Annotated in this window: 15 protein-coding genes; 6 read left to right on the top strand and 9 right to left on the bottom strand. The window is 48.8% G+C overall.

The window, feature by feature from the left end; all coding sequences use genetic code 11:
* The first annotated feature begins 45 nt into the window (after positions 1-45).
* Both QCB44_RS04775 and QCB44_RS04770 read left to right on the top strand, forming a co-directional pair.
* Positions 46-645: a hypothetical protein gene (locus QCB44_RS04775; RefSeq protein WP_279408211.1), complete on the top strand. Its 600-nt coding sequence runs from the start codon at positions 46-48 to the stop codon at positions 643-645.
* Positions 646-721: 76 nt separating this feature from the next.
* Positions 722-943, top strand: a complete 222-nt coding sequence (locus QCB44_RS04770; RefSeq protein WP_279408210.1) for a hypothetical protein — start codon at positions 722-724, stop codon at positions 941-943.
* Positions 944-1,016: 73 nt separating this feature from the next.
* On the opposite strand, the gene QCB44_RS04765 is transcribed toward QCB44_RS04770, so the two are convergent.
* The gene (locus QCB44_RS04765) at positions 1,017-1,643 is read right to left on the bottom strand and encodes a YqiA/YcfP family alpha/beta fold hydrolase (protein ID WP_279408209.1); all 627 of its coding nucleotides are present in this window, start codon (positions 1,641-1,643) and stop codon (positions 1,017-1,019) included.
* A gap of 17 nt (positions 1,644-1,660) precedes the next feature.
* Between QCB44_RS04765 and QCB44_RS04760 the strand changes: the two genes are divergently transcribed.
* A complete protein-coding gene (locus QCB44_RS04760) occupies positions 1,661-3,427 on the top strand; it encodes a DHH family phosphoesterase (protein ID WP_279408207.1) in 1,767 nt (588 codons plus the stop codon).
* Positions 3,428-3,559: 132 nt separating this feature from the next.
* Positions 3,560-4,537 (top strand): SLAC1 anion channel family protein, encoded by a 978-nt coding sequence (locus QCB44_RS04755; RefSeq protein WP_279408206.1) that lies wholly within the window; start codon positions 3,560-3,562, stop codon positions 4,535-4,537.
* Between the two features lie 82 nt (positions 4,538-4,619).
* On the opposite strand, the gene QCB44_RS04750 is transcribed toward QCB44_RS04755, so the two are convergent.
* The 4 genes from QCB44_RS04750 to alaC form a co-directional block, all read right to left on the bottom strand.
* The gene (locus QCB44_RS04750) at positions 4,620-5,684 is read right to left on the bottom strand and encodes a hypothetical protein (protein WP_279408205.1); all 1,065 of its coding nucleotides are present in this window, start codon (positions 5,682-5,684) and stop codon (positions 4,620-4,622) included.
* A 116-nt stretch (positions 5,685-5,800) separates the two neighbouring features.
* On the bottom strand, positions 5,801-7,276 hold the full coding sequence (gene thrC / locus QCB44_RS04745; RefSeq protein ID WP_279408204.1) for a threonine synthase: 1,476 nt from the start codon (positions 7,274-7,276) through the stop codon (positions 5,801-5,803).
* A gap of 120 nt (positions 7,277-7,396) precedes the next feature.
* The gene (locus QCB44_RS04740; RefSeq protein WP_279408202.1) at positions 7,397-8,710 is read right to left on the bottom strand and encodes a homoserine dehydrogenase; all 1,314 of its coding nucleotides are present in this window, start codon (positions 8,708-8,710) and stop codon (positions 7,397-7,399) included.
* Positions 8,711-8,783: 73 nt separating this feature from the next.
* Complete coding sequence (alaC, locus tag QCB44_RS04735; RefSeq protein WP_279408200.1) at positions 8,784-9,980, bottom strand: alanine transaminase; 1,197 nt, start codon at positions 9,978-9,980, stop codon at positions 8,784-8,786.
* Positions 9,981-10,195: 215 nt separating this feature from the next.
* Here alaC and QCB44_RS04730 point away from each other — a divergent pair, with 215 nt between their 5' ends.
* A complete protein-coding gene (locus QCB44_RS04730) occupies positions 10,196-10,570 on the top strand; it encodes an Mth938-like domain-containing protein (protein ID WP_279408199.1) in 375 nt (124 codons plus the stop codon).
* Here QCB44_RS04730 and QCB44_RS04725 read toward each other — a convergent pair.
* From QCB44_RS04725 to surE, 4 genes are read right to left on the bottom strand one after another with little or no spacing between them, the layout of a single operon-like run.
* Positions 10,557-11,309: a peptidoglycan DD-metalloendopeptidase family protein gene (locus tag QCB44_RS04725; protein ID WP_279408198.1), complete on the bottom strand. Its 753-nt coding sequence runs from the start codon at positions 11,307-11,309 to the stop codon at positions 10,557-10,559. The genes QCB44_RS04730 and QCB44_RS04725 overlap by 14 nt on opposite strands.
* A 35-nt stretch (positions 11,310-11,344) precedes the next feature.
* Entirely contained in the window at positions 11,345-11,923 is a 579-nt protein-coding gene (locus QCB44_RS04720; RefSeq protein ID WP_279408197.1) for a DedA family protein, read from the bottom strand.
* Positions 11,920-12,669, bottom strand: a complete 750-nt coding sequence (locus tag QCB44_RS04715; RefSeq protein ID WP_279408195.1) for a protein-L-isoaspartate(D-aspartate) O-methyltransferase — start codon at positions 12,667-12,669, stop codon at positions 11,920-11,922. Before QCB44_RS04715 ends, QCB44_RS04720 begins: the two co-directional genes overlap by 4 nt.
* A complete protein-coding gene (surE, locus tag QCB44_RS04710; protein ID WP_279408193.1) occupies positions 12,651-13,415 on the bottom strand; it encodes a 5'/3'-nucleotidase SurE in 765 nt (254 codons plus the stop codon). The genes QCB44_RS04715 and surE overlap by 19 nt, the downstream gene beginning before the upstream one ends.
* A 53-nt stretch (positions 13,416-13,468) precedes the next feature.
* Between surE and QCB44_RS04705 the strand changes: the two genes are divergently transcribed.
* Positions 13,469-14,026 (top strand): Smr/MutS family protein, encoded by a 558-nt coding sequence (locus QCB44_RS04705; protein ID WP_279408192.1) that lies wholly within the window; start codon positions 13,469-13,471, stop codon positions 14,024-14,026.
* Positions 14,027-14,050 lie beyond the last annotated feature (24 nt).

Below are 14,050 nucleotides of genomic sequence, written 5' to 3'. Positions count from 1 at the left end.
TTATTCGGACGATAGGCTTTACTTTATTGAGTGTTGTTTTAACGCATGATGGATCGAGTACACGCGCTTTTGAAATTCTGGTTATCGCTTTCTGGGCTACTGATCTTGTGGTTGCCGCTCAACGCCCAAGGACAAACTGCGCCCGGCAAAACGCTGGATTTGAATGAGGTAAAGTTGCTTGGAATCAAGCTTTCTGACGCGGGATTGAATCAAGTACGCCAGCACCTGTGGGATATTGGCGGGTTTCAACAAGCGCGGTCTACGGTACGGCAGCGTAATATCGATAAGTTTTTTACCTGGTCACGGCTGCGTGACAGCTATTATGTCGAGTTTCGTTATAACCATGCTGGGAAAGTGACCTCGGCGAAACGTTTGTATCGCCCTTATTCCATTGAGGCCAGCAACCGGCGTACGGCGATTTCGACTCGAGAAGTCGCGCTAGGGCTGATTGCAGAACTCGGTCAGCCGCATCAAGTGATGCGTAAGGGCTGGGGTGGCACCTTATCGTATTCCAGCTTTATCTGGGAAGATGATAAGATGAAAATAACAGTTGATCGTGAAGGCAGTGAGTTGCTGGGTAACGTCTTTGTTGAATATCAGGTGAAAACTCAGTCTGAGTATGATGTGGCTCAAGCAGCCCCTTAGTTAGAAGTAGACCCCCCAAAAAACGGACCAGTCCTGTTGAGATTGAAGTGGTCTGTAAAGGAAACGGAAACAAGTCATGAATGTCACTCATTCTGCCGTCTCGGCCTCCCTCTACGGCATTAACCAAGGGTTTGAACGCTTGGGGCAAAACAGTGAAAAAATTGCCAATCCAAACAGCGGGGAGCAGCTGCAGGCTTTGGTGGACAATACTCTGGTTGAGAAACAGGTTCAAGCCTCGACCAAAGCACTTAAAACCTATGACGATATGATCGGTACCCTGCTGGATGTGACCGCATAAACTCTCATTGCAATAGCTTAGATTTTGCAGAGCTATTTTTTAGTTGTTTCTTTTGCCGCTCTCTCTTTTGAGATTAATCTTTTCTGTGCTGATGCAGAAACCCCTCAATGTCTGACCAGGCCTGGTCAAGATGCTGAAACGCATGATCCCCACCGTCAAACAGACGAACCGGATGATTCTCATCGGTGTTAAACCGTGTCAATGTCTCTTCGTAAGAGATGACTTCGTCCCCGCGATCCAGTAGCAATAAGCCGGGTGCGGTTTCACCACTCTCGATATAGAGTCGTTTTAAATCATTTGCGTAGCTCATATCGACATTCAGCGTCTCACCGGTATTGGGGTTGGTGTATTCGCCCTGAAAATCAGACAGCAATCTAACCGGGTCCAGCGCAGGATTAATCAGGATATAAGGCAGCTGATACTCTTGCGCCAGAAAACGGGCATAAAAGCCGCCAAGCGATGAGCCGATCAGACAGGCCTGTTCTGTTTGCTTCAGGGTTTCATCCAGAAAGCGTCTGAGAAAATCGATGCTTAGTTGCGGATGAAGTTGCGGATAGGTTGGACGTAGCAACTCATAGCGGGTTTCCAACGGATGTGCATCCTTGGAAAGGGCCGTAAATTTGTCTTCAAACCAATTTGCCTTCACACTGTGGCCACTGCTTAAAAAGCCGTGGAGATAGGTGCACTGCCAGAGCGTCATTCTGCTAAAATTCCCTTATGATTAAAACGCCTAATATTGTTCCCCGTCCTTTTTCCCAACCCGTTTTTGATGCCTGCAAACAACTCGGGTTATCCGATCTTCAGGCACGTTTGGTTGCACAACGCAAGCAGACAACGGAATCGCTCACCGAAACGGTGTTCCCTCAATTAAAGCATATTCAGCATCCGGACGCTTTAAAAAACTCGCGTCAGGCGGCCGAACTGATTGCCGATGCGATTCAGTCGGATGGCGTCTTAGTCTTGGCAACCGATTACGATACCGACGGCGTGACCTCGGCGTGGGTAGCGATGACCGCCCTGGTGGATTTCTTTAAGGTGCCGTCATCCCGTGTGGAACATGTGATTGGAGAGCGTAAATCCGGTTACGGCATTACCGATGAGGTGTGTGAGCGCATTTTGGCGATCCCCAACCCGGTCTCTCTGGTGATCTCCGCCGACCAGGGGTCGAGTGACGAACCGCGGATCCGTCGTTTAAAAGAGGCCGGGATCAAAGTGTGTGTCACCGACCACCATCAGATGCCGGTTGAAGGCGCACCAGAAAGCGCGGAATGCACGGTAAACCCTCAGCAGACGGGGTGCGAATACGATAAAACCGTGGCCGGCTGCTTCGTTATTTTTCTGGTTATGACGCAAGTCAGGCAGGTTCTAATTGAACGGGGCTATCTGGACGCAAACAGCCCCTCTTTAAAAACCCTGGCACTGAATGTCGCCTTAGGAACCATTGCCGACAGTGTTAGCCTGCAAAGTCCCAATAACCGCGCCATTGTCCGCGCGGGTTTGCAGCTAATTAACCAGTTTGATAACCCGGCATGGCAGGCGATGAAAGTGTTAAACGATAATCAGGGGGAGGCGTTTAATGCCGAATACCTCGCCTTTCAAGTGGCGACACGCATCAATGCCGCCAGCCGTGTCAGCGATGTGACCACCGCGTTCCATTTTTTGAATGCGGCGGACCCAGACACTGCGCTGGGCTATCTCAATCAATTAGATGCCGATAATCAGGAGCGCCGTGCCCAACAGCAATCGATGCTGCAAGATGCATTGCAATTGGCCAAGCAGCGTTACCATGATCAGAAATTCAGCTTAGCCATTCCTTTACAGGGTAATGCCGGGATTCAAGGCATTATTGCCACGCGTATCGGCGAAAAGTTTGGATTGCCCACGGTGGCCTTAACCGACCTGGAAGATGGCTTCCTCGCCGGAAGCGGGCGTGGTATTGTGCCGGATGTGGACCTGCGCCAAGCCTTTCAATGGATGTCTGAACAAGATGCGGATCTTTTCCGTTCGATGGGAGGACATAAAGGCGCCGCCGGTTGCATGATTCCGATCGGAAAATTTGAAATTTTCGAATCTCTGTTTGAGCAGGCCGTGCAGTTACAGTTGGGAGACGCGCCGCCGACTCCCACTCTAGAAACAGATGGCGAACTGGAAGACCATCAATTAGTGCCGGAATTAATTGAGCATTTGTCCGTGCTGGAGCCGTTTGGGCGTGAATGGCCCCAGGCCACGTTCAGCGGCGAGTTCGAGATCGTTCATTTGAAAGAGGTGGGGCAACAGCGTAATCATTTTTCTATGCGCCTGCGCAGTTTACGAGGTAAACCGATTCAAGCCATCTATTTCAATGCCAAGCAGGAAGGGGCCCCTACCCCGTTTCAAGCCGGGGAGAGAGTCTATTGCGTTTATCAGCCAGGATTGAATCACTTTGCTGGCCGCACGCAGCTGCAGTTGAAAATTCAGTGGATGCATAAACAGAATATCAATTAGACAATTAAAAGGTTTGATGGTCTTTTTGAATCAAAAGCGTTTGTTGTATTCGGGCTTCTTCTATAATATCTGAGTAATGATCTTTACTGCCCTATTACGCGTATTTGCAAGTTTTTATTGAGAGGAAAAACGATGAGTCACTCAGAGTCTAGGTTGGCTAAACTGCAGTATTTCCCAATCGGCTTTTTTGGCATGATTATGGGGATGCTCGGTTTTTGTATTGCTTTATTGAAAGTGGAATCCCTGTTTGGCTGGCCGGTTCAAATTGGCGGCGGATTGCTGATGGCCGTGATTGTGATGTTTCTTGTCCTGTTGGCCAGCTACCTTTATAAAATGGTGCGTTTCAAGTCTGCTTTTTGGGAGGACATGCGGCATCCTTTAAAGATGAACTTTATGGCAACGATTGCTATCTCCTTGCTGCTGTTGAGCATTGCCTTCTGGGAGTTGGAACAGGTTAAAACGTCCTTTAATTTATGGCTGTTAGGAACTTCTCTGCAATTTATTTTTACTCTGTGGGTACTGTATCACTGGATTCACCACGACTTCTTTAAGATCGAGCACTCTAATCCGGCTTGGTTTATTCCCATTGTGGGGAACATTATCGTTCCAATTGCGGGGGTGCATCATGCACCGGCCGACATCAGCTGGTTTTTCTTTGCCATCGGCATTGTCTTCTGGCCGATGATTAAAACCGTCTTGCTCTATCGCATTATTTTCCATCCGCCGTTACCCGATAAGCTGGTACCGACCCTGTTTATTTTCATAGCCCCACCGGCGGTCGGCTTTATCTCTTATGTGGCGTTGAATTACGGTGAAATTGATGCCTTTGCTAAGATTTTGTATTTCTTTGCGCTGTTTTTTACCGTGTTTTTAGTGTTTTCAATAAACCGCTTTCGTGGAACTAGCTTTGCGCTTTCGTGGTGGGCCTATACCTTCCCGTTGGCCGCCATTTCCATCGCGTCACTGCTCATGGCAAAGTTGACGGACAGTATGGGGTACGCCTGGTTGGGCATGACTATTCTTACTCTCTTGGGTATCCTTATTACGTGGCTATTTTTCAAAACCATGAAAGCGGTCATGGCGCAGAAGGTATGTACGCCCGAGCACTGATTTGAAAATCTTCCGATAAGATCAAAAAAGCCTGTCATTGGACAGGCTTTTTTATTTACTAGCACACTGTAAGCAGAGCGGTTTAAAGGTTGGCTTTAATTCGGTTGCGAATGCGCCAAAAGCGTTTAAGATGGGCAGGCTTCAGATGATAGCGATACCCATCACCTACTTCGAGGAGAAGCGAACTGATCGCGCCGCTTTTAACCATATTCAGTAAAGCCGTCATCCAGTATTTCTCTAACCACTGCAAGCTTTCAAGCCACTCTTGCTGGGTCTGCTGGTGTAATGTTTGGTGCAGAGATTCTGGCATAAACAGATGGTGGTCACCGCTAGCAAGCCATTCTTTTAATCCGGCTTCTGACCAGGCCTGTTCAGTGTGTGGGAATGGTTGAGCTGTTGAGTTACAAAGCTTTGCCATCCCTTGTAGATAGGGGTTTTCCGACCAGATCACCGCTTGAGGACGCTGGATGATCTCGTTCAAACGCAACTGCCCTTCTCCCCACAGCCAAAGCCCGTTGATTTCAGGCAAGCCTTGCAGGCGGCGTTTCTCATTGACTTCATGATTGAAGAACAGCATGGAAGCTTCATTGAGGAGTTGACGCCATTGTTGGGCGGCATGACCGCTAGGATAAAAACCCTCTATCGATTGATAAGCGACTTGATCGATCGTATGGCTGTGGATGTCTACCGGCTGGCGAATACGCATGAACCAGTCTGAGGGGGTGCCGTATTCAATTTCGATTCGATCCTGTTCGAAGTGGTGGTTAAAGGTCTGGATCAATGCTTTGGCTTCCGACTCTTCAATCGCCAGCTCATTGGCCGGAAAGAGTACCAAGGTATCGCGATCGGGAATCAGTTGCACCGGATCGAGTTTAATCCAAAAGGCAGAGGCATCAAAATCGGTTAAACAGGTTGCAGCCGTGCATGCGGCAACTGGCAAGGTACCGGTTTGGTGGAACAGTTGGCTGGCCGTAGCATAAAAGTCGCGCTTGTTTTGACCGTTAACCTCCATAAGCGGGAAACGGTCGGCCTTTTTAAGCAGGGTTTGCAGGTTGGGTAACGAAACTTGTTCAAAAGCGTCAGCGGCTTCATTTAAACGTTGCGGATTCAGCAGGCCTGGTAGCCAGAAAGTCACTGCTTTGCTCATGGTTGCCTCGCATTGGTTATTTCGGACCTAATGAATAGCTCTTAGCGGGAAATAAAAACCGGGCTGGGCCCGGTTTTATTTACTGTCATTTTTATCTTGTTGGATTTAAAGGGTTTTTATCCTAAGAAGGACAGGATTTCTTGCTCAATTTCGGTTTTATCAATCACGGTGTCCTGAGCAATCTTCTGTTCGAACAACGCATTGATTTTTTCTGGAATTGGCGTGTTTGCCGTTTCGGAAATAATTTTCAGCGCTTCCAGGTCGTGCAGCCCGTCTTTACCTGTGATCGCATAAGCAATGACCGGTGAGAACTTCGTCCATTCCGCAGTGGAATAAACAATCGTTTTCAATTGCGGATGCTTGCGGCAGGTTTCATAGGCTTTAAAACAGGTGGCGGTATGTGGGTCCATCAGATAGCCGCTTTCAAAGGCCTGTTTGATATACGCTTCGCCCTCTTCATCGGTACAGAAGTCGGCTGCGAAAATGGTTTGCAGTTCCGCTAGCTCTTCCGCATTCAGGGCGTAATGACGTTCATTATCCAGGGCAAACATTAATTCCTTGGTACGTTCGGCTCCAAACAGGTCAAACAGAATACGCTCAATATTGGAGGATTTTAAAATGTCCATGGCCGGTGACGTCGTTGGCGTTACGGCCAAGTCGCGTAGGTCGTATTCCCCTGTATTGATGAATTTGGTTAAGACATTATTCTGGTTGGAGGCGATCAGAATCTGCTCAACCGGCAAGCCCATTTTGTATGCGTAGTAACCGCCTAAGGCGTTTCCGAAGTTACCGCTTGGTACATTCAGATAAACCTTTTCTCCCATCTCGATCGCGCCCTGACGCACCAGTTCCAGGTAACTATGCACATGATAGATGGTTTGGAAAATAATACGCCCGAAGTTCACCGAGTTGGCGGCAGAAAGCTGGATATGGTTCTCTTTGAGCTTCGCTTTGAACGAATCGGAGGTTAGCAAGGTTTTCAGTGCGCTTTGGGCATCATCAAAATCCCCTTTGATGCCAATGACCTTGAGATTGTCAGCGCTTTCCGTGACCATTTGCAGGCGTTGTACATCAGAGGTGCCGCCTTGAGGATAGAGGCAAGCCACTTGCACATTTTCTTTGTTGCGGAAAGTGTCGAGCGCGGCTGGGCCGGTATCGCCACTGGTGGCCGCCAAGATCAAATATTTTTCATTTCTAGCCTGTGCAACGGCGGAGAGTACCGTTCCAAAGGGTTGCAGGGCCATGTCTTTAAAAGCACGAGTCGGTCCATGATACAGTTCGCTGACATACAGATCGTCCTTTACTTTTACCACGGGCACCGGGTTAGACGGATCATCAAACTGGTCGTATAGGCTTAAGGCCTCGTCAATAATAGACTGATCGATATCCACTTCAAACTCCGCAAGGATAGCTGTTGCCAGGGCCTTGTAATCAGAGTGTAGATGCTTGTCCAGGAAAGCCTGACCCAAATTAGGCAGTGTTTTTGGTGAGTATAGGCCGCCGAAGGAAGACATTGGGCTCAAAATAGCCTGGGAAAAGGTGATTTCAAGTGGATATTGGCCGTCGTTGCCACGGGTTTCGATAAAGTTCATAACTGTTCCAAATTTTAGAAAAATGGTGCGTCTATTTGATTTTTATTAGATTTCTGTATTACGCGGCCTGTTTGCAGTCATTGGTACAGGCCGGCTGATTTCAGGGGAAGTATTCGAAAATCAGGCGCCGAGTGCATCCACACGAATGCGCATGATTTCGCCGTCTACTTCGTTCAGTCCTTGAAGAGCCTTTAGGGCTTTGTTCAAATCGACTTCCTTAACGACATTCGTGATCATCACCAAGGTGGCATCGTCACTGTTGTTTTTGCTGGGTTCTTGCAGCATATGTTCGACGCTGATATTGCAGTCGGCCAGAATGGTGGTGATCTTGGCTAAAACACCGGCATGATCCTGAGCAAAGAAGCGAATATAGTAGGCACTTTCGATTTCATCAATGGAGACTACCGGGGCACTCTGCAATTGATCTGTATGGAAAGCCAATTCCGGTACGCGATCAGCTTGTGGCTGATTCTGCCAGCGAATCACGTCAATAATGTCTGCAACGACGGCGCTTGCAGTGGGGCCGGCGCCGGCTCCAGGTCCGTAGTACATAGTTGGTCCAACATGATTGCCATAGGCCATGACTGCATTCATAACCCCGCTTACATTGGCAATCAGTACTGATTGAGGGACAAGTGTCGGGTGAACACGCAGTGAGAAACCGTTTTCAGTGCGGCTGGCAATTCCAAGGTGTTTGATTTCGTAGCCGAGTTGTTGGGCAAAACGGATGTCATCGGCAGAGACTTTGCTGATGCCTTCGGTATAAACTTTGTTAAATTGCAGTTCTATGCCAAAAGCGATCGAGGCCAAAATGGTTAGTTTATGGGCCGCGTCAATGCCTTCAACATCAAACGTTGGATCGGCTTCCGCGTAGCCTAATTCCTGGGCCACCTTAAGCACCTTGTCAAAGTCAGCGCCGGGCTGTTTCATTTCGGTCAGGATGTAGTTTCCTGTCCCGTTAATAATCCCCGCGACCCATTCAATGCGGTTGGCGGCCAAGCCTTCTCGCAACGCTTTGATTACGGGAATTCCGCCGGCAACAGCCGCCTCATAGGTGACAATAACATTGTGCTCTTTCGCCAAAGCAAACAGGAAGTTTCCGTGTTCTGCGATCAAGGCCTTGTTAGCGGTGACGATGTGCTTACCGTTGCGGATGGCGGTTTCCAGCAACTCTCTAGCGAGTCCGGTCCCGCCCATCAGTTCGACCACGATATCGACATCCGGATGGTTGACAACCTTTTCAGGCTGATCGGTCAGTTCGATGCCATTGGTGTCCACTGCGCGAGGTCGGTTCAAGTCACGAACCGCAATGATTGAAATTTCAATCGTCTGTCCCAGGCGGCGTTGGATCTCAGGAAGCGTGTTTTGCAAAATTTCAACGGTGCCCCCGCCGACGGTTCCTAATCCCAATAGACCTACTTTGACTGCTTTCATATGGTTGTTAATCCTGTTTGTTGGTTATGCAGAGACGGCTGCCGGAAAGCGATAGCGGAATGTCTCTGGTTAATTAATCTTGTTTAATCAGTCCATCTTTGCGGAACATGTCACGAATACCGCGGATCGCTTGACGGGTACGATGCTCGTTTTCTATCAAACCAAAGCGCACATGGTCATCGCCGTAGTCCCCAAAGCCGATTCCCGGTGAAACCGCGACTTTAGCGTCGGCGAGCAGTTTTTTGGAAAACTCAATCGATCCCATCGCCTTGTACTCTTCAGGAATCGGCGCCCAGACAAACATGGTGGCTTTAGGTGGAGTGACCTTCCAGCCGATCGAGTTAAGGCCTTGGCACAGGACGTCACGACGCGATTTGTACATGTCGCAAATTTCTTGAACGCACTCCTGTGGCCCTTCAAGGGCTGCGATCGCTGCCACCTGGATTGGCGTAAAGGTGCCGTAATCCAGGTAAGATTTCATGCGCTTGAGTGCATTGACCAAGGTTGGATTGCCAACCATAAAACCAACCCGCCAACCCGGCATGTTGTAACTCTTTGATAGCGTGTAAAATTCGACGGCAATGTCTTTGGCACCTTCCACTTCCATAATGGACGGAGCCTTATAGTCGTCAAATACGATGTCGGCATAGGCCAAATCGTGAATCACCCAGATGTTGTGTTCTTTAGCTATGGCAACGACTTTTTCGAAGAAGTCCAACTCCACTGTTTGTGTGGTCGGATTGCCAGGGAAGTTCAAAACCAGCATTTTGGGTTTCGGCCAGGAATCTTTAATCGCTTTTTCGAGCTCTTCAAAGAAATCGACGTCTGGCGTCATGCGTACGTGACGAATGTCCGCACCGGCAATCACAAACCCGTAGGGGTGGATCGGATAAGCCGGGTTGGGCACCAATACAGTATCGCCCTTATCTACGGTCGCTAATGCCAAGTGGGCCAAGCCTTCCTTGGAACCGATGGTGACCACGGCTTCAGTATCCGGATCAAGATCCACGTCAAAGTTCGTTTTATACCAGTTACAGATGGCTTTTCTTAAACGAGGAATCCCCTGGGAAACGGAGTAGCGATGGGTCCCCTCACGCTGTACGACCTCAATCAGTTTGTCGACAATGTGTTTTGGAGTATCCTGGTCGGGGTTCCCCATCCCAAAATCAATAATATCTTCCCCGAGGCGACGCGCTTCCGCTTTTAATTCGCCAACAATATTAAAGACATAAGGGGGAAGTCGTTTAATTCTCTGGAAATCTTCGATCACAAAATTCAGCCTTCTGTAAGACACGCAAAAACAGCGTAAAATAGAATTTTTTTATAAACGACTAATGATACAGAAACAAAAAAATTCGTCAATTGAAAAAGTTGAGTAAATCCGCTTTAATAGCCCATTATTTGGCGATTTGCAGCTTGTTTATGTTTTCCGTTTTATGGCAGATTTTCAAGGCATGGCCGCGATGAAAAATGAGACAGTGATTTATGAAATTTACCGAACACCGTGATTCCAACGTATTGGTGGTGAAACATTATGAACCAGGCCTGGTCAAAATTAACGATCGTCAGTTGCAAAACAGTTGCTTTCTCAACCAGAAACAACTGGTTGAGCACTGGCCTTGTGATCATATCGGGCAGCTTGATAGCCAACGCCTGGATGCTTTGTTTGCCCTTAATCCTGAAGTGATTATTTTAGGTACGGGTGAACAGCAGGTGTTTCCTGAGCCGAAACTGTTCGCTTATTGCGCTCAAAAAGGGATCGGCCTTGAAGTGATGAACAACTCAGCGGCATGCCGCACATACAATGTTCTGACCACAGAGGATCGCGAAGTTGTTTTGGCGTTAATTATGGATGTTTAAGCAGTTTTTTGACGTCGACTTTACGGCCACGGTAGCGTGCTTCGAGATAGAGCTTAGGGCGTGGCGTATCGCCGCTCGCCCCTAGGGTGGCCACAGGGTCACCCGCTTTCACTTTCTGGCCTTCCCTGACTAAGAGGCGGCTGTTGTGGGCGTAGGTGCTGATATAACCGCTGGTGTGCTTGATCATCACCAGTAAACCGTAATGGGCGATGCCATTGCCGGCATAGACAACCTCACCCTCTTCGACCGAAGTAATTTCAATACCTGGTAAACCATAAATTTCCAGCGCATTCAGTCCGTTAGGGTCGGTAATAAAACGATATTGAAGCTTGGGATCACTCGGCCATTGCCACGAGGCCTGTTTACGTTTTTGGTTTTGTTTTTCAAAAGCGTCCCGTGCCGCTTGATGACTGCCAGGCAGGATAAGCTTTTGTTTGGCATAAATTGTATAGGGGGGCAACAGGTTGTTGGCATAGGCCAGCTGATCCATATTGACGTTGCATTTGACGGCGATGCCACTCAAGGTATCGCCACTGTGCACCCGGTATGGGTTGCGGCAGCGCCCTGCTGTCTTTATCTGCGATCGAGAATCGGCTGACGGATCATCGCCGTGGATGAGCTGTAAATCGCTGGACGTATTCTGCGGTGTGGAGGAGCAGCCTGAAAGAACGATGTATGCAGTCAGCCCTGCGGCTAAAGGCGTAACACGGAATATCTGAGATAGGATGCTTGTCTTCATTGTTCAGAATGCCCTTTCAATCTCCGGTAGTGTGCTTATAACAGTTTAACCGCGAGATACATCACAATCAAAGCCACCACAAGCCAGCCTAGCCAATCGATCCACTGGCGGATTTTGTCTTCGTAGCGTTCGCCGCCGATTTTCATGATCCAGGCGACCAGGAAGAACCGCGCCCCACGCCCCACGAAAGAGGCAACGATAAAGGGTAATAGCGCCATGCCCGTTGCCCCGGCGCTAATGGTAAACAGCTTATAGGGAATGGGGCTGAAACCGGCCGCAAATACGATCCAGACACCATATTTCGCAAAAAAGTCTTCTACTTGGCGGAACTTGTCGACGTAATTCAGGGATTCAATCAGAGGCCAGATGACATCAAGCAACCAATAACCGATGGCGTAACCCAGTAATCCCCCCAAGAGTGAAAACAGTGTGGTAATCCAGGCATAGCGGAATGCTTGTTGCGGTTTGGCTAAAGCCATTGGCATCAGCATGACGTCAGGAGGAATTGGGAAAAATGAGGATTCCGCAAAGCTGATTCCACCTAAATACCATGGCGCTTTGGGGTGTTGGGCCCATTGCAAGGTCTTTTGATACAAAGAGGAAAATAGGCTCATGGTTCAATCCCTTGTTTCATGGGGACAAACAGGACTTCTCCTAGACAGGTTTCTTGAATGCCATTGGCCGTTTTTTCGTAGCCGTAAAGCCGTTGTTTTTGGTCTCCGATCGGCAAGATTAGGCGCCCTCCTGTCTTTAATTGCCCCAGTAGTTCTTCAGGGAGTTCATCTGGAGCGGCCGCAGAAATAATCGCATCGAACGGCGCTTGATGTTGCAGTCCCCAGTGACCGTCGCTGATTTCAAAGTGGATATTATTCAGTTCCAGCGCTTCGATGGCGGACTGGGCACGTATCATTAATGGCGTAATACGCTCAACGCTGTACAGCTGTTTTGAGAGCAGGGAAAGAATGGCCGTCTGATAGCCTGATCCGGTGCCAATCTCTAACACCCGATTGAGTTGGGGGGCGTCTTGACCGGAAAGCAGCCATTGAATCATGGTGGCAACCACTAAAGGTTGGGAGATGGTCTGTCCGTAACCGATCGGTAACGCGGTGTTCTCATAAGAACGAGTTCCCATAGCTTCGTCAAGAAAGCAGTGCCGAGGAACAACGCGCATCGCCTTTAATACCCTGGTGTCGTGAATGCCGGACTCGATCAGTGTACGAATCATACGGTCACGCGTGCGTTGTGAAGTCATGCCGACCCCCTGGCTTTTAAAAAACGCATTGTTCGGGTATTCAGCGGGGGTATCCAGAAGATCAAATGGCGAGGTGATGAAAAATGATTTCAATGTTGCTGTACCCATTCATTTAACGTGGCCATCATTTCATAGTGGCTTAAGTCGATTTTAAGAGGGGTAATCGAAGCGTAGCCGTGTTCTACCGCATGGAAATCTGTACCTTCGCCTGCATCAGCGGCTTCTCCTGCCGGACCGATCCAATAAATGGGCTTGCCGCGCGGATCAATCTGCTTGACCACCGGTTCCGAACAGTGGCGCTTGCCCAGTCGAGTAATTTTAAGGCCTTTTAATTCCGCTAATGGCACATCCGGCACATTGATATTGATGATGGTGTCGGAAGAAATCGGTGGCAGTTCTTTTAAAAAGGTGACCAGAACATGGGCGGCGGTTGCAAAGTGAGTATCGCCGCAGAGGGAGATCGCGATGGACGGTTTGCCCAAAAAGCGACCTTCTGTTGCTGCAGCCACGGTGCCGGAGTAAAGAACATCGTCGCCCATATTGGCCCCTTCATTAATTCCGGAAAGCACCATGTCAGGCTGGAAGTCCAGCGCACCATTAACGCCTAAATGCACACAGTCAGTTGGGGTGCCGTTAATGGCATAAATCCGTTCGTTTTCAGGGCTGTCCTGAGGGGTATGGTCTTGAATTCTCAACGGATCCAGCAGTGTCAGTGAATTGCTCGCGGCACTGCGGTTACGATCCGGTGCCAGCATCATTAATGTTTGGTACGGGATGTGTTCCTGCAATGCCGCATAAAGGGTGCGGATTCCTGGAGCCAGGTAACCGTCATCATTGGAGAGTAAGATTTTCATCGGTTAAAATAGCGGTTAAGCATTTTTAATAAAAGTTATCAAAAGATTATATAGTGTCTAAGCTGTCAGAAGAAGAGAAATCCTTATTTGCGGATGCAATGCAGGGCGTAAAACCTTTAAAGGGGACCGAGCGCGTAACCGCATACCAGCCGGAACAGGTCAAAAAACGTTCACGCGAGACCTTGAGGCAGCTGCGTAATAAGCAGTACGACCCGCAACTCGAATTGCCTGAACTACGCCTAGCCGACTCGCTTTCTCCAGTCGGTGCGTTTGAGTCCATGCTTTATCATCGCAAAGGCATTCGACTCCAGGATTTAAGCCGCTTGAAAAAAGGCGAATATCCGGTTGATGGGCAGCTGGATCTGCATGGCATGACTGAAGATAAAGCGGATCAAGCGTTGCAGTTATTTGTCGAACGCAGTTATCAGAGCGGTAAACGCTGTTTGATTGTGGTGCATGGCAAAGGGTATAACTCGGAGACTTCAGCTCCGGTACTGAAAAACCTGGTAAATAGGCGGTTGCGCCAACTCAAGAGCGTACTGGCATTTTGTAGTACCCTGCCAAAAGATGGCGGCACTGGCAGTGTCTATGTGTTGCTGAAAAGCCGATAGAAACGTTTTAAGAATAGTTTGAAA

It is taken from the genome of Thiomicrorhabdus sp. zzn3, from assembly GCF_029767755.1.
Lineage (GTDB): Bacteria > Pseudomonadota > Gammaproteobacteria > Thiomicrospirales > Thiomicrospiraceae > Thiomicrorhabdus.
This window is presented reverse-complemented; position numbering and strand designations above follow the sequence as displayed.